Origin of the sequence: Nocardia brevicatena NBRC 12119 (assembly GCF_000308495.1) — a bacterium.
GTDB lineage: Bacteria > Actinomycetota > Actinomycetes > Mycobacteriales > Mycobacteriaceae > Nocardia > Nocardia brevicatena.
In genome coordinates this window covers 271,677-289,839 of sequence record NZ_BAFU01000070.1, presented here as the reverse complement: position 1 = coordinate 289,839, position 18,163 = coordinate 271,677, and the positions used below count along the sequence as shown (strand labels likewise).

Annotated in this window: 19 protein-coding genes; 9 read left to right on the top strand and 10 right to left on the bottom strand. The window is 67.3% G+C overall.

Features of this window, described 5'->3' with window-relative positions:
- Positions 1-9: 9 nt before the first annotated feature.
- The 10 genes from ON20_RS20350 to ON20_RS20305 form a co-directional block, all read right to left on the bottom strand.
- Positions 10-417, bottom strand: coding sequence for a group I truncated hemoglobin (locus ON20_RS20350; RefSeq protein ID WP_040837643.1), 408 nt, complete (start codon positions 415-417; stop codon positions 10-12).
- 152 nt (positions 418-569) lie between these two features.
- On the bottom strand, positions 570-1,436 hold the full coding sequence (locus ON20_RS20345) for a putative RNA methyltransferase (protein WP_245547336.1): 867 nt from the start codon (positions 1,434-1,436) through the stop codon (positions 570-572).
- On the bottom strand, positions 1,423-1,590 hold the full coding sequence (locus ON20_RS20340; RefSeq protein WP_011211259.1) for a DUF3117 domain-containing protein: 168 nt from the start codon (positions 1,588-1,590) through the stop codon (positions 1,423-1,425). Before ON20_RS20340 ends, ON20_RS20345 begins: the two co-directional genes overlap by 14 nt.
- 168 nt (positions 1,591-1,758) lie before the next feature.
- Positions 1,759-2,316 carry a DNA-3-methyladenine glycosylase I gene (locus tag ON20_RS20335; protein ID WP_040837641.1) on the bottom strand — a complete coding sequence of 186 codons (558 nt, stop codon included), beginning with the start codon at positions 2,314-2,316 and terminating at the stop codon, positions 1,759-1,761.
- Entirely contained in the window at positions 2,313-2,636 is a 324-nt protein-coding gene (locus ON20_RS20330; protein WP_040837640.1) for a DivIVA domain-containing protein, read from the bottom strand. Before ON20_RS20330 ends, ON20_RS20335 begins: the two co-directional genes overlap by 4 nt.
- Positions 2,637-2,683: 47 nt before the next feature.
- On the bottom strand, positions 2,684-3,820 hold the full coding sequence (locus ON20_RS20325; protein ID WP_040837639.1) for an Mrp/NBP35 family ATP-binding protein: 1,137 nt from the start codon (positions 3,818-3,820) through the stop codon (positions 2,684-2,686).
- A 62-nt stretch (positions 3,821-3,882) separates the two neighbouring features.
- A complete protein-coding gene (locus ON20_RS20320; RefSeq protein WP_040837638.1) occupies positions 3,883-4,752 on the bottom strand; it encodes a lytic transglycosylase domain-containing protein in 870 nt (289 codons plus the stop codon).
- A 189-nt stretch (positions 4,753-4,941) separates the two neighbouring features.
- Positions 4,942-6,195 carry a lytic transglycosylase domain-containing protein gene (locus ON20_RS20315; protein ID WP_306306869.1) on the bottom strand — a complete coding sequence of 418 codons (1,254 nt, stop codon included), beginning with the start codon at positions 6,193-6,195 and terminating at the stop codon, positions 4,942-4,944.
- A gap of 159 nt (positions 6,196-6,354) precedes the next feature.
- Positions 6,355-6,957 (bottom strand): DUF1003 domain-containing protein, encoded by a 603-nt coding sequence (locus ON20_RS20310; protein WP_040837823.1) that lies wholly within the window; start codon positions 6,955-6,957, stop codon positions 6,355-6,357.
- A gap of 7 nt (positions 6,958-6,964) precedes the next feature.
- A complete protein-coding gene (locus ON20_RS20305) occupies positions 6,965-8,251 on the bottom strand; it encodes a magnesium transporter MgtE N-terminal domain-containing protein (RefSeq protein WP_040837636.1) in 1,287 nt (428 codons plus the stop codon).
- A gap of 51 nt (positions 8,252-8,302) precedes the next feature.
- Here ON20_RS20305 and ON20_RS20300 point away from each other — a divergent pair, with 51 nt between their 5' ends.
- From ON20_RS20300 to ON20_RS20260, 9 genes are all read left to right on the top strand, one after another.
- Positions 8,303-9,250, top strand: a complete 948-nt coding sequence (locus ON20_RS20300; protein WP_040837635.1) for an HpcH/HpaI aldolase/citrate lyase family protein — start codon at positions 8,303-8,305, stop codon at positions 9,248-9,250.
- A gap of 507 nt (positions 9,251-9,757) precedes the next feature.
- The gene (locus ON20_RS20295) at positions 9,758-10,249 is read left to right on the top strand and encodes a YflT domain-containing protein (protein WP_040837634.1); all 492 of its coding nucleotides are present in this window, start codon (positions 9,758-9,760) and stop codon (positions 10,247-10,249) included.
- Positions 10,250-10,251: 2 nt separating this feature from the next.
- Positions 10,252-10,833 (top strand): suppressor of fused domain protein, encoded by a 582-nt coding sequence (locus ON20_RS20290; RefSeq protein WP_040837633.1) that lies wholly within the window; start codon positions 10,252-10,254, stop codon positions 10,831-10,833.
- A gap of 272 nt (positions 10,834-11,105) precedes the next feature.
- Positions 11,106-11,957 (top strand): PHP domain-containing protein, encoded by an 852-nt coding sequence (locus ON20_RS20285; protein ID WP_040837632.1) that lies wholly within the window; start codon positions 11,106-11,108, stop codon positions 11,955-11,957.
- The gene (locus ON20_RS20280; RefSeq protein ID WP_083865085.1) at positions 11,954-12,220 is read left to right on the top strand and encodes a hypothetical protein; all 267 of its coding nucleotides are present in this window, start codon (positions 11,954-11,956) and stop codon (positions 12,218-12,220) included. Before ON20_RS20285 ends, ON20_RS20280 begins: the two co-directional genes overlap by 4 nt.
- Positions 12,221-12,740: 520 nt before the next feature.
- Positions 12,741-13,946 carry an NAD(P)-dependent malic enzyme gene (locus ON20_RS20275; protein ID WP_083865084.1) on the top strand — a complete coding sequence of 402 codons (1,206 nt, stop codon included), beginning with the start codon at positions 12,741-12,743 and terminating at the stop codon, positions 13,944-13,946.
- Positions 13,947-14,180: 234 nt separating this feature from the next.
- Complete coding sequence (locus ON20_RS20270) at positions 14,181-15,095, top strand: glycine betaine ABC transporter substrate-binding protein (RefSeq protein ID WP_040837630.1); 915 nt, start codon at positions 14,181-14,183, stop codon at positions 15,093-15,095.
- A gap of 439 nt (positions 15,096-15,534) precedes the next feature.
- On the top strand, positions 15,535-16,959 hold the full coding sequence (locus ON20_RS33325; RefSeq protein ID WP_051162913.1) for an FAD-binding oxidoreductase: 1,425 nt from the start codon (positions 15,535-15,537) through the stop codon (positions 16,957-16,959).
- Entirely contained in the window at positions 16,956-18,092 is a 1,137-nt protein-coding gene (locus tag ON20_RS20260) for an FAD-dependent monooxygenase (RefSeq protein WP_040837628.1), read from the top strand. The genes ON20_RS33325 and ON20_RS20260 overlap by 4 nt, the downstream gene beginning before the upstream one ends.
- Positions 18,093-18,163: the final 71 nt, after the last annotated feature.

Genomic DNA, 18,163 nt, shown 5'->3' with positions numbered 1-18,163 from the left:
GGCCGACCGTTACGCCGAGCCGACCGAGGCGTTCGAAGCGATATCGTCGGCCAGCGGCGCGATGGCTGCGATGATCTCCTCGATGGTCTCCGCGGGCACTCCCGCCGCGGCCAGCGAGTCCTTCAGATGTCCGGCCACCAGTCCGAAATGGTGCATGGTGATTCCCCGACCCTGGTGGACCTGCTTCATCGGTGCACCGGTGTACGGGTCGGGGCCGCCGAGCGCGGCCGCGAAGAATTCAACCTGTTTGCCCTTCAACCTCGCCATATTGGTGCCGGTGAAGAAACCGAACAATTCGTCGTCGGCGAGTACGCGTGTGTAGAAATCGGCGACGACGGCTTCGAGTGCCTCATATCCGCCGATCCGATCGAAGATATTGATGGTTTTCCGCTTCTGGAACAGTGTCGGCATCCGCATGGAACAAGGACACCATCCGGTCGTTGCCGGGCCGTAAGTTGCGTGTGGCAAATGGATTGCCCTGTATACCAATGCGTTTACCGTCGCCTCACCGGTCGGCCACCGGCGCGGCGAGGTTTGTCACGGAACACGCGGGGCATGCCCGGGCCGGCTCATCGTCGGCGGTAGAGGCGCACGGTAACCGAAGCGGTCACTTCCCACGGCTCGGGCAACGTCTCGACCCGCTCCGCCACGGATAGCGCGTGATGGGCGGACGGCCCCATCGCCACCACATGGGCCATATCGGCGCGGGCGAGCCTCATCGGATACTCGACCGTGGTGCGGTCTTCGAGCTCGAAATATCCCGCCATACTCTCGGCGAGCCGCCGGTCCTTGTCCGGGTCGACCTGGACCATACCGAGTGGACGGATCAGCTCACCGAGATGGCGGGTGGTGGGGGTGACCACCGCGTAGCGGCCGTGCGGGCCGAGGGAAGCGGCGACCGCGGCGGGATTGCGCGGGGCGAAGACCGACAGCACCGCGTCCAGGGCCGCGGCGCGGATCGGCAGTCCGCGCCAGGCGTCGGCCACCACGGCGGCGGCTCGCGGGTGGACGCGCGCACAACGCCGTCCCGCGAATTTGGATACGTCCAGGGCGATCCCGCGCGCCCGCGGCAGCGCGTCGAGCACCCGGGCCGAGTAGTACCCCGTGCCCGCGCCGACTTCCAGGATCAACGGGTCCGCGGCCGGTATCCCGGGTACGGCGAGGACCCCGATCACGGCATCGGCGATCGGGGCGAAATGGCCGCCGCCCTGAAATGCCGCGCGGGCATCCAACATGGCGGCGGTATCGCCGGTCATGTTGGTGGCGCTGCCGGTGAGCAGACTGATATAGCCCTGGCGGGCGATATCGAAACTGTGCCCGTTCTCGCACCGCAGCCGACCCTCGAGGGGATGCAGGGCGCCGGCGCATTCCGGACAGGCCAACGCGTCCGCGACCGCCGCGAGCGCCGAATGGTCGATGGGTCTAGCTGGTGACACTCTTCAGTTCGTCACCGAGAGCCGCGGCTTCATCCGGCGTGAGCTCTACGACCAGACGCCCGCCACCCTCGAGCGGGACCCGCATGACGATCCCACGCCCTTCCTTGGTTGCCTCGAGGGGACCGTCCCCGGTGCGGGGCTTCATGGCCGCCATCCTCTGCTCCCTCCAGATCTGCGCGGTATGCTGCGCACTTGCTCGGATCTTGCGGTTGTTGCCAACCGTGCGGCCCGCCGACATCTGCGGGCTGCACCTGATCTATTCTTCCCTATCGCCGGATCGGCCGGATACCTGACGTCGAAATGTAACCGCTCGGTCATCGCCTCAGGTAGTACTGTCCACCCAGCACTCGGCGAGGTGATCGTCCACCATTCCGGTGGCCTGCATAAGGGCATACGCCGTGGTGGGGCCGACAAAACGAAACCCGCGTCGCTTCAATTCCTTTGCCAGGGCGGTGGATTCGGGGGTTATCGCGGGAATGTCGGCAAGGGCGCGTGGACGCGGGCGCGGCGGCGGCGCGAACGACCACAGCAGTTCGTCGAGCCCGATATCGAGATCCCGTGCCACCTTCGCGTTCGCGATACACGCCTCGACTTTGGCGCGGTTGCGCACGATCCCGGCATCGGCCAACAGCCGCTCCCGATCCGCCTGGTCGAACTCGGCCACCCGCCCGATGGTGAACCCGTCGAAGGCAGCCCGGAACGCGGGTCGTTTGCGCAGGATCGTGATCCAGGACAGGCCCGCCTGGAAGGTTTCCAGACACAGTCGTTCGAACAGCGCGTCGTCACCGTGCAGTGGACGACCCCACTCCTGGTCGTGATAGTCCCGGTAGATCTGGGAGTCCACCGACCACGGGCAGCGCACTCGGTCCTCGGGGTTCATGATGCCTCGGATCCATTGGGCGGGACCGGATGCGCGGCAGCGCGCGCCTCGGCCAGTTGAGCCTGGAGTTCGTCGATACGGGCCGCCAGCCGGGACAGGGCCCAATCCACCTCGCCGGCCTTGTATCCGCGAAACACCTGCTGGAAGCGCAACGCCCGGACATCCGCCCCGGTGATCCCCTCGACCGGCAGCACCGTGGCCGTCGTCCCCTCGGGTAGTGGACCGAGCTCCTCCGAGCGGCCGAACACGGCACTGGCCACGAGGAACAGCACCGCGGCGACCAGGCCGACGATCAATACGTACAGCAGCAGGGTGAGCATGCGCCGAGCATATTAAGCGTCGCCGACACCCGACACCGTGCCGGGCCTCACAGATGCCGGGTGGTGTCGATACCCAGCGACATACCGGCCAGCCCCCGACGGCGTACGGCGAGTTTCTCGGCAACCTCACGGAGGGCGACGGCGGCCGGATTGGCCGGATCGCGCAGGACGATCGGGGTGCCCTCGTCACCCGCCTCGCGCAGCGCCTGCTCGATCGGGATCTGGCCGAGCAACGGGACCTCGGCGCCGACCGCGCGGGTGAGCCGGTCGGCGACGGCCTGCCCGCCGCCGGAACCGTACAGATCCATCCGCGTGCCATCCGGAAGATCCAGCCAGGACATGTTCTCCACCACTCCGGCGATGCGCTGCCGAGTCTGCAAGGCGATGGCCCCGGCGCGTTCGGCGACCTCGGCGGCCGCCGGCTGCGGTGTGGTGACTACCAGGATCTCGGCGTTCGGAATCAGCTGGGCGATGGAGATCGCCACATCACCGGTGCCGGGAGGCAGGTCCAGCAGCAGAATGTCCAGATCGCCCCAGAACACATCGGCGAGGAACTGTTGCAGAGCCCGATGCAGCATCGGGCCGCGCCACACCACCGGGGTGTTGCCCCGAGTGAACTGGGCGATCGAGATCATTCGCACGTCGTGCGCGGTCGGCGGCATGATCATCCGCTCCACCTGGGTGGGGCGGGCATCGGTGCCGAGCATGCGCGGAATGGAGTGACCGTAGATATCGGCGTCGAGTACCCCGACCGAAAGCCCACATGCGGCCATGGCCGCGGCCAGGTTGACGGTGACGCTGGACTTGCCGACCCCGCCCTTACCGGAGGCCACCGCATATACCCGAGTCAGCGAACCGGGCTGGGCGAACGGAATCACCGGATCGGCCGAATCACCGCGCAGCTGCCTGCGCAGCTCGGTGCGCTGTTCATCACTCATCACATCGAGGTCGACCGTGACCGGACCCACCCCGGGCACATCGGCGACCGCCTTGGTGACACGCTGAGTGATCTCGGTGCGCAGCGGACAGCCGGCCGTCGTCAGGTAGACATCGATGTGCACACTGCTGTCGTCACCGATCCGGATGCTCTTCACCATGCCCAGTTCGGTGATCGGCTTACGGATCTCCGGGTCGTCAACCTTCGCGAGAGCGCCCCGCACCTCCGCTTCCGTTACCACTGGCATACCGCCGAGTCTAGCCGTGTTCGATGGCGCCGCCTTCGGCGGCGCGGGGGCCGAAGAACCGGTTAGTGGATGCGGGGGAGTTCCGACGGGTGGGGGGTTACGCCGGTGTTGTAGGAGTTGGCCCAGGCCATGACATTGGCGACGTAGGCCATGGAGTGGTTGTAGCGCAGGATCGCGCGGGTCTGCTGGCTCACATCGCGCATGTTCAGTCCGCCGTCGCACAGATATTTGCCCGCGGTCAGCGTCGCGTCGTAGTAGTTCTGTGGATCGGCGATACCGTCGCCGTTGCCGTCGGCGCCGTAACGCGCCCAGGTCTCGGGCAGGAACTGCATGGGTCCGACCGCGCGGTCGTAGCCGGCGATACCGTCGAGGGCGCCGCCATCGGAGTCGGAGATGACATTGTTGCCCGATAGGCTGCCGTCCAGGGCCGGTCCGTAGACCGGTTCGAGCGCGTTGCCTTCGGCGTCGGCCCGACCGTCGAACATATGCGTGGATTCGACCCGGCCGATACCGGCCAGCATCGTCCACGACATTCCGCACTCGGGATTCTCCTCGGCCAGGATCTGCTCGGCGGAGGTATAGGCGGCGTTGGCGATACCGGGAATACCCATATGCCCCGGCGGCAGTTCGGCCCGTGGCCGACCCGCGGGTCGCGCAACGGTTTTGATCTCGGGTTCGACGCTGCGCGACTGTTTGGCCATGGCGTGCACCGCGTTCTCGTCGACCACGGGCCGCTCCGCCGCCGCCATCGAGGCGTCCGGTTTATCGGAGTCCGCGCTCGGTAAATGCATCTGCACCGTTGCCGCGGTCGGATCGGTGTTCACGGCCGCGGTGGCATTGACCGCCACGACACTTGCGGGGACCAATCCGGTGAGCGCCAGAATGGAACTGCGGGAAATGGTGGCAGGTGTTTGTTTACGGTGACGCCCCACGTGCAGTGACCTTCCATCGAACACACTTGCACTCAGCTGCACGGAGGCCGGATTCGTTAGCTCCTCGTGATCTGAGTAGGGGAAGGCTACCGCATCCGAGATGTATTTGTTACCCCTCTGTGATCGAAAAAAGGTTTGGTTCAGGATTTTTGGCGTAACCAGAGGCGGCGTGGCGGAAGCGGGGTGCCCTCACGGCGGCGGCGGGATCTGTTCGGTCGGGGCCGGTGCGGGAGCCTGCGGGAGAGGGACGACGATGCCGAACGGGAGGGAGAGAGTCGGCGCGGGCGGCGGGGTCGGTGCGGGTTGGGTGCCCTCGGGGGCCGGCGGGGCCGCCGAGGGGTCGGAGTGTTCGGGTGCGGGGGCCGGGGAATTGCCGGGCGGTACGGCGGGGGTGTCGGGGCGGGCGGGGGCGGGAAGCACCTCGGGTTCGGCGTTCGGAGCACCGGGGGCCGGTGGGCAGAGGACGCCGCAGGGGATGGGCGGCAGGCCGGGGATGTGGATCATCGGCTGCTGCGGGGTCGTGGGGATGACGGGTGGTACCGGCGGCGGTGCCTCGTTGGTGGTGGCCGTTCGGGTGTCGACGGCGGTCATATCGGTACCGGGGCCGAGAGGGGTGGGGGAGCTGCCGGGCGGGATGACATCGGGGGTGATCGGTACGGCCGACGGGCCGCCGCCGGTGCGGTAGGCGAGCGACCAGCTCAAAACATTGGCCGCGTAGGACATCGAGTTGTTGTAGCGCAGGACGGCGCGCAATTCCTGTTGCGGATCACGCAGATTCAGTCCACCCGAGCACAGGTATTTTCCGGCGGCCAGGGCGGCGTCGAAGACGTTGTGCGGGTCGGCGCGGCCGTCGGCATTGCCGTCGGCCTGGTAGTGGGCCCAGGTCTCGGGCAGAAACTGCATGGGGCCGAGGGCGCGCACATAGCTGCCGTCGGGCGCTCGGATGACCTCGTTGCCGGGTAGGGTGCCATCCAGGGCGGGGCCGAGGATGGGGGTGGTGGTCGTTCCGGCGGCGTCGGTACGGCCGTTGTTCGCGTGCCCGGATTCGATTCGGCCGATAGCGGCGAGCAGACTCCAGGACAGACCGCAGCCGGGCATCGTCGACCGCATGGCCAGTTCGGCATTGCGGTAGGCGGCCAGCACGATTTCCGGAATACCGAGCGCGCCACCGCTTCGCGGGAAGTTGAGGGTGTGCAGCGGAACAGTGCCGGCGAACGGGGGAATCCCGTCGGCGGGAGCCGGGCGCAGGGCCCGCAGTTTGCGCGGGGGTTCCGGTTCGACCGGCAGCATGCCAAGTGTCTGGGCCACTTTGGCCTCGGCGGCCTTCTCGTCGGCCGCGCGAGCCGCGTCGTCCGCCTCGGCGTGGCGGGCCCCCTGAGCCTTCGGAGGGGCGGACGGACTGCCGATATGTGCCGCAGAACCACCAGCTACCAGGCCTGCCATGACCAGAGCCGACATTGCAACAGGGGTAGGTATCCGCATTCGGCAACACCAATCCTCTACGTCGCTGGAGAGCAACCGTCTCGGACATCGTCCGGGGGCCGGCTCAGGACAACGTGATCCAGGTTACCTAGCGGTCAGGAGCAAGTTGCGGATTTCCGGTCAGCCATCCGCTCGAGGCGGTGAAACCGAGACAGAAGAGGGCTTGCGGCCGGAGCTTTTCTTGCGTGCGATCTTGGTCGCCTTATCCGGCTCGTACACCGAATCACCTTTCGCCGCAGCCTCGATCCGCCCCAGCGCGGTGTGGACATCGTCCAGTTCGCGGCGGAGGTAGTCGCGAGTGGCCACCTCGCCCACGGCGAGTCGCAGCGCGGCGAGTTCTCGGGCCAGGAATTCCGTATCGGCCTTGGTCTGCGCGGCGCGCAGTCGGTCCTCTTCCAGCGATATTCGGTCACGGTTGTCCTGCCGGTTCTGCGCCAGCAGGATCAGCGGTGCGGCATAGGCGGCCTGGGTGGAGAAGGCCAGGTTGAGCAGGATGAACGGGTATGGGTCCCAGCGCAGCGAGATGGCGAACACGTTGAGCACGATCCAGACGAGCACCACCACCGTCTGCAACGCGAGATAGCGGCCGGTGCCCAGGAACCGGGCGATTCGCTCGCTGCCGCGGGCCAATGCCTCGGCGTCCCAGTCGAATCGGAACCGTGATTCGACCGGTGTCTCCAGTCGCTGCCGGGCAGTCCGCCCGCCCACGCTCTTGTCGGTGATACCCGGGTCAGTCACGGCCGCCCACTCCTTCGTACAGTTCCTCGTCCTCCCGCCAGTCCGTGGGCAGCAGATGGTCGAGCACATCGTCCACGCTCACCGCGCCGAGTAGATGGCTCTGATCATCCACCACCGGCCCGCACACCAGGTTGTATGCGGCGAAATAACGGGTCACGGCGGTGAGCGCGGCATCGGGACGCAGCGGGGCCAGGTCGGTGTCGAGGATTCCGCCCACCAGGTGGGCGGGCGGTTCCCGCAGCAGCTGCTGCAGATGGACGCAGCCCATGTAGCGCCCGGTGGGGGTGGCGGTCGGAGGCCGCACCACGAACACCATCGACGCCAGCGCGGGGGTCAAATCGGGATTGCGCACCCGGGCCAGCGCTTCGGCGACCGTCGTCGCGGGAGTGACGATCACCGGCTGGGGCGTCATCAGGCCGCCCGCCGTATCCGGGGAATGCTCCAGCAGCCGGCGCACCGGCTCGGACTCCTGCGGATCCATCACGGTCAGCAGCGATTCGGCCTCGCCTTCGGACAATTCGCCCAGCAGGTCGGCCACGTCGTCGGGGTCCATGGCCTCCAAGACGTCGGCGGCCCGGGCGATGTCCAGATGGCCGATCAGTTCCAGCTGGTTGTCTCGGGGCAGCTCCTGGATCACATCGGCGAGCCGTTCGTCGTCGAGCGCGACGGCCGCCTCCAGCCGTCGTTTCACCGGCAACTCGCGCAGCAAATGCGCGACATCGGCGGCGCGCAGGCCCTCGAACTGTTCCAGCAGGACGGTGACGTCCTGTCCCGGCCGGCCGATCTCGTACGGGGTGAGACCGCCGATGTGGGTCCAATCCACCACATGCACGGTGCGGCGCCGGCCGAGCCGTCGGTGGCCGCGGACCGCGACCCGGCACACCCGCCAGTCGCGGGTCCGGGTCTGTTCGATACCGAGGTCGGTGACGAAGACGTCCACCCCGGCCAGGTCGGGCAGATCCGGGTCGTCCACCCGCACCGCGGAATCCACGATCTGCGCCAGCGCCAGCAGCTCTCCGGGACGCTGGGCGAATCTGCGCAGGTTGACGGTGCCGGTATTGAGGGCGACCGCGCCGGGTTCGATCGAGGTCACCCGCAGCATGGGCACGAAGATCCGTCGCCGGGTCGGCAACTCCACCACGAGCCCGTGTACCTGCGGCTGCTGCCGGTCGTAGCGGACGGCCACCACGACGTCGCGGACACGGCCGATAGACTCGCCGTCCGGCCCCAACACCGCCAGACCGGCCAGTCTGGCGACATACACCCTGGTCGCTGCCATACGGCCAGGCTAGAGGTTCCCGGGCCGCACAGGGCCGACGACAGGAGTGTGATGAAGCCACGCCGTTCCGTGCTCGCCGTGCCGGGCAGCAATCCGACGATGATCGCCAAGGCCAAGGGCCTGCCCGTCGACGAGGTGTTTCTGGACCTGGAGGACGCCGTCGCCCCCGGCGCGAAGGTCGCCGCCCGCGCCAATATCGTGGCCGCCCTCAACGATTCCGGATGGGGCGAGCAGCTGCGGGTGGTGCGGGTGAACGACTGGACCACCGCCTGGACCTACGCCGATGTCATCTCCGTGGTCGACGGCGCCGGCACCGCCCTCGACGCCATCCTGCTGCCCAAGGTCATCGACGCGGGCCAGGTGCGGGCCCTGGATCTGCTGCTGAGTCAGTTGGAACGGGCCAACAGTCTGGAACCCGGCCGGATCGGTATAGAGCCGCAGATCGAGAACGCGCTCGGCCTGCGCAATATCGACGAGATCGCCACCGCGAGCCCCCGGGTGCAGACGTTGGTGTTCGGCCCCGCCGATTTCATGGCCAGTATCAATATGCGAACTCTGGTCGTGGGAGAGCAGCCGGAGGGTTACGACACCGGTGATGCCTACCACCACATCCTGATGACCATCCTGCTCACCGCCCGAGCCCATGGACTGCAGGCCATCGACGGCCCATATCTGCAGATCCGGGATATCGAAGGCTTCCGTCGGGCAGCGGCGCGCACCGCGGCCCTCGGCTTCGATGGCAAATGGGTACTGCACCCGAGCCAGGTCGACGCGGCCAACGAGATCTTCAGCCCGCGCCAGGCCGATTACGACCGCGCGGAGCTGATCCTCGACGCCTACGCCTACCACACCTCGGAAGCCGGCGGCGCCCGCGGCGCCGTCATGCTCGGCGACGAGATGATCGACGAGGCCAGCGCCAAAATGGCCGCTGTCGTCGCTGAGAAAGGCCGTGCCGCCGGTATGACCCGCACCACCGCCTTCACCCCACCCCAGGAGTAGAACCACCGCCCGACAGGACCCACACCCCGCCAAGCCCCCGGACGGACAAGCCTTCGCCGGTGGGCCGCCCGCGCCCCGGGCCGCCCGGCGCGATGTCGTGCCGGCGTTATCGCGCAGAGGGAACCCGCGGTAACGGCCCGCCGGCCTCCACTCTTCGGACACCTCGCCGTGGTGGTCGGGCTCGGCTCGGTTTCGACCGATGTCGAGCGGGTGGTCCGGGCAGAGAGAAGCCCGAACCGCCGGCCCCTCGACGCACCTCGTCGGACACGTCACGGTGGTGTTCGGGCCCGCCCGCCCCTGGACCGACCGTAGCGACGACGCAGCAGCGGCGCGCGGAAAACAGGCCCCAAGGCTTCGAAGTCCACAAAGGGTTGCGTCCCGTCTCGCGTTTCAGGCCCGAAGCGCATGTGCCGAAGGTACGAGTCTCGGGCGCTGAAACGCGAGACCCGCCAGGGCCGCAACCCCACGCCGTCGAAGGCGGCGCCATATATACAGCAGAATGGATGTATGACGAATCCCATAGGGAACCCGAATCGTGGCAGACAGGGGCTGCCGACACCGCCTTCGGGGTGGCCTGTCGGTTCGTATCCGACCTATGCCGAGGCCCAGCGGGCCGTGGACTATCTGGCCGACAACCAGTTCCCGGTGCAGAACGTGACCATCGTCGGAGTGGACCTCATGCAGGTGGAGCGGGTGCTCTACCGGTTGAACTGGGGCAAGGTGATCGGCGGCGGGGTGGTGTCGGGCGCCTGGCTGGGTCTGTTCCTCGGTCTGTTGCTGAGCTTGTTCACCACCGGCGGTGCGCTGGGTCCGCTGCTCGTCGGTCTGGTCGGCGGCATCATCTTCGGGGTCATCTCCACCACGATCCCGTATGCGGCCACCCGTGGGCAGCGTGATTTCGCCTCGACCATGCAATTGGTCGCGGGGCGTTACGACGTGCTCTGTGATCCGAAGACCGCCGAGCAGGCCCGGGACATGCTGGCCCGGCTGGCGATCTAGCGGTGGAGGTCGTCGAACGGGTACGTGCCGGTGTGTTGCGGCATTTCGGGGTGGATGCCGCGTCGGTGGACGCCGCGTCGGTGACATTCCTCGGCCTCGAACCCATCGAGATTCTGCGTATTCCCAGCGCCGATCGGGTGCACTATGCGACGGTGGGCGGGTCCCGACACCCCATGGGCGATCCCGGCCAACCGCATGCCGATCCGGTGCGCGGACCGCGCGCGGAACTGGTGTTGACCTTGGCTTCCAGCGTGGGCGCGAGTTCCGGCCTGGTGCGGTCGCTGGGGGTGTTGGTCGCCACACCCGCTGTGGAAGGCGTTGTGCTGCAAGCGGACGCGCTACTGGATCTGGGGGAACCGATCTGGCGGGATGCCCCGTTCACCGCGGCCCTGCTGGGCCCGAGCGATATTCCGGAGATCGATCTGCCCGCCCCGGCGGAGCCGGTGCGGTATTTCGAGCTCGTTCCGGTTACGGCCACCGAGGCGGCCTGGGTACGTGTACGCGGTGCACAGGCCTTGCGTGACGCGTGGGACGAGGCCGGTATCGACGTATACGACCCCCACCGCGGCGCGGCCTCCCTCTGAGCCCTTTCCGAGCCGAGTCCTTCCAGGCCCCGTGAACGCCTCCTCTCCCCGGGTAGGCGCCGATACCCCCACGGTTGATGGCCTGTCCCTGCCTCCAGGAGGCGCGTCACACCAACGGTCAGGACCCACGCTCTCGACCGACCGCAGCGGCGCCGCGCCGGGAGGGCCCGCGCCGCCGGCAGGCGGCGCCATCGAACACAGCCGCCGGCAGGCGGCGCCATCGAACACAGCCGCCGGCAGGCGGCGCCATCCGACATTGCAGACTGTAGGGCGTGCGTATCGACCTGCATACCCATTCCACCGCGTCGGATGGGACCGACAGCCCAGCGGAGTTGGTCGGAAAGGCGGCGGCCGCCGGTTTGGACGTGGTGGCGATCACCGATCACGACACCACCGCCGGGTGGGCCGAGGCGGTGGCGGCTCGCCCGGCCGGGCTCGCGCTGGTTCGGGGGATGGAGATGTCGTGTGTGGGGCTCGGCGAGGACGGTTGGCCGGTGCCGGTGCATCTGTTGGCCTACCTGTTCGATCCGGCCGATCGCGGCTTCGCCGAGGAGCGGGAGCGGTTGCGGGCCGAACGGATCGAGCGGGTGCGCGCCATGGCCGAACGGATGGCCGAGGACGGGCTTCCCATCGATCCGGACGCGGTGTTGGTGGGGGCGGGTCCAGCGGCGGGTCGTCCGCATCTGGCTCGGGCGCTGGTCGCGGCCGGGGTGGTCCCCGATGTGGACGCGGCGTTCGCCGAGCTGCTCGCGCCGACCGGCCCTTACTACGTGGAGAAGGCCGATACTCCGTTGCGGCGTGCCGTGGAGTTGATCGCGAACGCCGGTGGGGTGAGCGTTGTCGCACATGCCCGGGCCCGGAAACGCGGCCGGCTGTTGGCAGTGGAGGAGATCCGAGACCTGGCCGGGCGCGGGCTCGGCGGTCTCGAGGTCGCTCATCCCGATCACAGCGTGGACGATCGGTTGCTGCTCGCGGATCTGGTCGCGGAGTTGTCGCTGATCGGCACGGGTTCGTCGGATTACCACGGCGACAACAAGACGATCGCGCTCGGTGAGTGCACCACCGAGGTGGCGCAATTCGAGAAGCTGGTAAATCGTGCGACCGGTGTGTCGGTGGTGTCGTGAAACTGGTGCGCGGTATCGGTGGGGCGGTCGCCGCGGGAGTTGTGCTGCTCGCGCTGGTGGTGGTGGGCGCCGCGGTCTGGGGGCAGCGGCGCGGTTTTCCCGGGCCCGGTGGTGAATCGGTGGCGTGGCATATCGGGGTCGCGGTTCTTGTCGTTGTGGCGCAATGTTTTTCGGATCGACACCGGGGTACGCGGGCATTCGCGGCTTCGCTGGGAGTATTGGTGGCGGCCGGTTTTCTGCTGAATACGCAGTGGTGGGGCTGAGCGCGCCGCACAACGGTCCGCGTTCGGTTGTCGGGCGGCTCTCACATCGGTTCTCGCCGGCCATGGGAGCTTTCCCTTGCGCGAGGGTAATGCCGGCGTCCTAGGCTGATCCGATGGTGGGAGCGCTTCGACCGCGACGCGCGGATATCGGTACCCGGTTTGGTATCGGACCGCGGAGCCGGCACAATTATGCGAATTCCCGATCGTTGCCACCGCCGGGTCGGGATGTCCGGCTGTCACCGCTATCCGACGCACCATCACGGTCCGCGATGATCGCCCCTGCTTTTCCACCGGGCGCACCCGCCCGGTTTCGCTGTACGGATCAGCGCCCGCCTCGAATAACCGCGCCGCGTCGCATGTTGTCGAGCGCGCCCTGCTGTCGGGATTGTCGAGAACATTTCGCCGGAAACACGTCGGCCGGCGCATCCGATGAGCGATATGACGCAGCTAACACCGAATACCCGGCGGTAACCGTCCCTTGGTTACGACCGCAACCCGCAGGAGTGAAATCGTGTCATCTGTGACTGACTCACCGAACGCCACTGCCAGCAAGAATGGGTCCGACGACCTGTCGGCGATCACCCACGAGGAGATCTTCGCCGGTCACCTCGGCGGCAAGCTCACGGTAGAGCTCAGCGCCCCACTGGAGACCCAGCGCGATCTATCGATCGCCTACACGCCGGGTGTTGCGCAGGTGAGCCGGGCGATCGCCGAAGACGAGTCGTTGGCCAAGCGCTACACCTGGACCGACCGGCTGGTCGTCGTGGTCAGCGACGGTTCCGCGGTGCTGGGTCTGGGCGATATCGGTCCGCGGGCCTCGCTGCCGGTCATGGAGGGCAAGGCGGCGCTGTTCAAGAAGTTCGCCGGCCTGGACTCCATTCCGATCGTGCTCGACACCAAGGATGTCGATGAGATCGTCGAAACCCTGATCCGGCTGCGTCCGAGCTTCGGCGCGGTGAATCTGGAGGACATCTCGGCGCCGCGCTGCTTCGAGATCGAGAAGCGGGTTGTCGAGGCGCTGGATTGCCCCGTCATGCACGACGACCAACACGGCACCGCCATTGTGGTGCTGGCGGCGCTCAATGGGGCGGCCAAGGTTCAGGGGCGCGGTGTCTCGGGGCTGAAGGTGGTGGTCTCCGGTGCCGGCGCGGCCGGTGTCGCGTGCACCAATATCCTGATGGCCGCCGGTGTCGCCGATGTGACGGTGCTGGACTCCAAGGGCATCGTGAGCCGCGATCGCTCCGACCTCAACGCGGTGAAGTCGGATCTGGCCCGGCGCACCAATCCGCGCGGGCTCACCGGTTCCGCCGTCGATGCGCTGGCCGGCGCCGATGTGTTCCTCGGCCTGTCGGCCGGAACCATCGCCGAGGAGCTCATCGCGTCGATGGCACCGGAGGCGATCGTGTTCGCCATGTCCAATCCCGATCCGGAGATCCACCCGGACGTGGCCGCCAAGTACGCCTCGATCGTCGCCACCGGCCGCAGCGATTTCCCGAACCAGATCAACAATGTGCTCGCCTTCCCCGGCGTGTTCAAGGGCGCGCTGGACGCGGGCGCGCGGCGGATCACCGAGGGGATGAAGATCGCCGCCGCCGACGCCATTCTCGGCGTGGTCGGCGACGAGTTGGCGCCGGACAAGATTGTGCCCAGCCCGCTGGATCCGCGTGTGGCGCCCGCGGTCGCCGAGGCGGTCGCCGCCGCGGCCCGCGCCGAGGGTGTCGCCTGACGGATCGTTCGGCCGCCTCCCGCGGCGGATGAGGTACCGAGACAACGACAGGGCACCCGGCCGCCGCGGCCGGGTGCCCTGTCGTTGTCGCACCGGTGTCCGGCGGTGTCGCCCGGTGGGGATCTCAACGCACGGCTGTGGATACGGGGTCGAGAACCACCGGTAGATTCGGGAAGGTCATGCCGCCCTTTGCCGGGGTGTACGGAGCGGGTTCACGGAAGTTGGTGTCGCCGAATGGTGCTGGCCGCGTCCGGTCGGATACTGGGCCGGGTTCTCGTCGTCGCGATGACGGTGCTGGCCGTGTCGTGCGGTTCCGACGAGACCGAATCACTTGTCGTCGGGGCGGGGGATTCGGCGGAATCGCGGCTGCTGGCCGAGATCTACGGTCAGGCACTGGCCCGGACCGGTGCGACCGTGGAGGTTCGACCCGAGCAGGGTGGACGTGCGCGGCTGCTGGCGGCACTCGACGCCGGGACGGTCACCCTGTTCCCCGACCACAACGGCGCCCTGTTGGCCCAGCTGAACGCCGATGCCGAGGCGTGGACGCCGAAGAAGGTGGATGAGGCGTTGAACGGCTCCCTGCCGCAGGGGCTGACGGTCTCCGACACCGCCGACGGCACCGATCTACGGCCCACGGTGTTGATCACCGCCGCGACTGCCCAACAGCGCGGTATCCGGGATCTCGCCGATCTGGGGCCGGTGTGTCCTTTGCTGACAGCGGGGGTGGCGCCGGCGCCGGGAATGCTCGGGCTTCCGGCCGCCGCCACGAAGATCGCGGAGTGCGATTTCACCGCTACGCGTGTCTTCGCTCGCGCCGATGAACTGCGGCGTGCCCTGGCGGACGGGCTGGTTCAGGTCGGTGTGCTCGGTGGTCCGGTCGAAGTGCTTGCCGGCGGCATCGACGGGTTGACCGTCCTGGCGGACCGTCCGGGCGCCGCGGACGATCCGGATACGGCCGCGGTGCGTGCGGAAAATGTGCTTACGCTGGTCCGCAAGGGCATGCTCGACGAGCGGGAACTGGAAAAGCTCAACTACGTGGCCGGTGAGCTCACCACCGATGAATTGCTCTCCCTCGTCCGGCGGGTCCGGGAGGAGAATGCTCATCCCGGTGACCTCGCCAGGACCTGGCTGGACGCGCACGGTCTGTAGTGCCCTTCGTTCGGTGAAGTAATGGACAAGTCCGTGTCGGTTGGCACGGCGGATGTCTGCCGGGGCGGTATGACCGTTGATCGGCAGGCGAATATCGGGCTACGATTCAACCGTAGAGTTCGCTACGGTGCTGAAAGCGATAGCGCGGTCGCTTGTCGGGTCGTATTTGTCCGAATATGTGAAATTCTCCCGAATCCCGGCGCATCGGAGGGTGATTCGTCTGCCATTGTAGGGTTTTCCCTACTGCTGTTCTGTCTGTGCAGTCGCCAGAATTGTGTCCCTGACTCGACTCAGCGAGTACCGAATACCGCTATCAGAACGCAGGCAGAAACGTGCCCTCTCTCTACCTCGGCGCCGTCGGCGCTGCCATGGAACATCAATGGATACCGCAATATCACGCGGGGACCGCAAATCGGGAGTTGTCCCGGGGGAGGCAGCGATGACCGCCGGGCATCCGGCCTCGCACCGGCATACGCGAGAAATCGGACCAGTGGACCTGGGTGAGCATCGGGCACGGGAAATCTGTGGGACGTACTTTCCGGCCTGCACCGAAGAGGTGCGGCAGAGGGTGATATCGGCGGCGCGTGCGGGAATCCCGGTGTATCCGCTGAGCACCGGCCGGAATTGGGGAATGGGTTCACGCTTTCCGGTGGTCGACGGCTGCGAGGTCCTCGACCTGAGCCGGATGACCACTGTCCGGACGCTGGACCTGGATCTCGGCTATGCCGTGGTCGAGCCGGGCGTGACCCAGCGACAACTCGCCGAATTGCTCGTCGACACACCGTGGATGCTGAACGTGACCGCCGGCTGCGCGGACGCCGGCATTGTCGGGAACACACTCGAGCGTGGCGACGGTACGATACGCCCGCGGCTCGATGATCTCCTCGGGCTCGAAGTTGTGCTCGGTTCCGGTGAGGTCATGACCACCGGCGGTCTGGACCGCAACGGTCGGCGACCGGGTGCGGTGGCGGGGCCGGATCTTACTCGTGCCTTCGTGCAGAGCAATCTCGGTGTGATCACCGCGATGGCGATCGGTCTCGTCCCGCGCCCCCCGGCGATCACCCTGGTGCACGCCACCTTCGCCAAGACCGCCCTCACCGAGGCGATCGAGGCGGTGATCCGGGTCGGCCGAACGCGGATCGCGACCGACGGGATGCTGCGCTTGAAGGAGCTTTTCGTGGTTCCCGAGGCCGGTCGCACCGCGGTCCCCGAAACCGCCGACCTCGACGCCGTCACGGTCCAGGTGCCCCTGCTCGGCTCGCACGCGGCCGTCGAGCTCGCCGAGAACAACATCCGCGAGATATTCTCCCGTGTCCGTGGGCTCCTCTCCTACCGAGCACTGGACACTTCGGACACGCCTGCCGACGACCCGCTGTACCCCCGCACGCTGTTCGCCCGCGGGATTCCGTCATGCGCGAATATTCAGCGTGGAATGGGCGTCGACTCCTGCTCACAGGTCGACCGGTCGCCGGTCGGTTGGCTGATGTTCCTGCCCGTGGTGCCATTCGGGCAGGACTCTTTGGGCAAGGCGGTCGAACTCTTCGAAGCCGAGGCCGAGCGGTACGGCACGGCGGGAATGCTCGAGTTCAATGTGATTTCGCAGCACTCCACCAATATGGTCGCGCAGATCCCGTTCGTGCGGGACTCCGATGGTATCGAGCGGGCACACGAGTTGCGCCGGGCGGCGCGTAAGTCGTTTCTGCGTGCGGGCTTCCCGCCATATCGCTCCAATATCGACCATGAGCCGTGGGAATTGGCCGATCGGTCGGCCGACTACCAGGACACGCCACTACATGTGCTGAAACGCGCCTATGATCCGGCCGCGATCATCGCACCGGGTCGATTCTTGGCAGCGAACCGATGACCGGCGCGCGGACCGAGGTAACGGTCCCGCTGGATGTGGACTGCGTCATCCTCGGTGCCGGGGTGGGCGGTGCGCTGCTGGCGTTGCTCCTGGGCCGCAAGGGTCATCGCGTGCTGGTGGTCGAATCCCGGCCCGACATACCCTCACGCGGCGCCGACATCCTCAAGCCGCGCGGCATCCGCATCCTCGCCGAACACGGTCTGCTCGACGGACTTGTGCTACGGAAGGCGTTGAAGCGCAAGGTCATCGACTTCCACCATGACGGTTCCCTGCTGTTCTCCTATGACTTCGCCGAGCACACCGGGATCGGCTACTTCCTGGCCGTCCCGTACTCCAAGACGGTGGGCACCATCCTCGCGGCATGTGGCGAGCTGCCGAATGTCGACATCTGCTTCGGCAGGCGGATGGTCGATGTGCACGTCGCGGATTCCGGGGTGACCGAGGCGGCGTTGGACAACGGCACCGTGGTGCGAGCGCGCGTGTTCGTCGATTCCGGCGGTTCCCCCTCACCACTGTGCGATTTCGTCGCGGCACCCCGGGTTACCAGCAGCCACGGCCACCTTCTGCGGATGACCACGGTGCCGGTCACGCCCAGCGTCGTCGCGCGAAACCGGCTCTATTTCGATTCGAGTGGCTGGTTCGCCTACTTCTATCCGGTGACCACCGAACTGGCCAGAGTGTTCGTCGGCGTCCCGAAGGATCTGGACGCACCGGTGTTCTGTGACCGTGCCATCGACCTGTCCGCGCGGTTGGCCACCTTCGTTACGCACAGCGAGGATGCGCTCGCGCTGCTGGACCTGGATCAGTTCGTTCGCGCACCTGTGTCCGTCTACTACAGCATGTCCAATCACCGTGGCAATGTGGCTCTTCTCGGCAGTGCCGTGTTCTCGCCGCACCCGATGACCGGTCAGGGAATGAGTTACACCATGGAGGACGCGACAGTACTGGCAGAGATCCTGACCGAGGCGTGCGAGGACGGTGAGTTGGAGCAGTCGCTCCGGCAGCGATACCGGCCACGGTGTTCGATGCACTCCGAACTGATCGCCTACGGCGATGCCCTCGCCAACTCCTACTTCGATCGCGCTGCCTACCTGAACGCGCACCGAGCCCATCTCCATGGGGGGGACTGCTAGCCGTGTCCCGGCATGCCGGCGGCAGGGAGATCCTCCACCGTCATATTCGACGCCGGCTCCGGCCTGCCGGG